Here is a 906-nt window from a genome sequence, read left to right as displayed (position 1 = left end):
TTGTGCTCGTTGGATTCAATGCGAGGAAGTAACCAGTAAACTCGGGTTTCTTTCCAAGCATCCAACCACGGGTAAACCGATACCATCGCCTTTTATCAACATTGGTATTAACTACATGAATCAGGCGGTCAGGCTTTGGAATGAGATTTTCCAAATTGTGAAAGAAAACTGTTCGACTGAGTTTGATGGCGTTTCACCTCAAAACGATTTAATGGAACGCCTGCTTATTACACGTAAAAACATTTAGGAGAAAAAATTATGATAGAAAAAGTAAATCCAAGTCACCCGGACAAGATTGCGGATCGTATTGCTGGAGCAATTGTTGATCTGGCTTACAAGCTGGATGAGAACCCGAAGATTGCTGTTGAAGTGATGCTCGGGCATGGTAAGTGTGCCGTGTTTATTGAAAGCACGGTGATGTTTAAGTTTAAGGATATTAAAAATATTATCCACCGTTTAAGCCCTGGGAAAGTAAAGATTGATATTACGGTTGTGCCGCAGGATAAGCATTTAAGCCGAAACCAGGATGGTATGGTTCGCTGCGCTGATAACGGGATTTTTAAAGGCATGCCACTAACAGGCGAGCAGAAGAAACTCTCGGCTATTGCTCGAAAGGTTTATGAAAAGTATCCGTATGACGGCAAGTATGTTCTTGATGGTGAAAAGCTTATCATCTGCCAGTCTCACGCTAAACGAGAAGACTTATTGAAAGACTATCCGAATGCGTTTGTTAATCCTTTAGGCGACTGGACGGGTGGTATCAGCGTGGATACGGGAGCGGTTAACCGAAAACTCGGGTCAGATATGGCTGATGCTGTTACGGGCGGCGGTCTTCATGGTAAGGATCTTACGAAAGCTGATGTGTCGGTTAATATTTACGCGTTTTTGAAAGCGCAGGAGACCGGT

General features: G+C 43.5%; 1 protein-coding gene and 1 pseudogene. Both read left to right on the top strand.

Going from position 1 to position 906, the window contains the following annotated elements:
- A pseudogene (locus tag ACTJLE_RS06380) lies at positions 1 to 247 on the top strand (terminase); the annotation flags it as partial.
- 11 nt (positions 248 to 258) lie between these two features.
- Positions 259 to 906: S-adenosylmethionine synthetase N-terminal domain-containing protein (locus ACTJLE_RS06375; protein ID WP_481267895.1), on the top strand; the 648-nt coding region annotated here is incomplete at its 3' end.

The organism is Gardnerella sp. CCPDSM (genome assembly GCF_056754715.1).
Note: the sequence above shows the minus strand (reverse complement) of the source record. Positions and strands in the feature narration are given on the sequence as shown.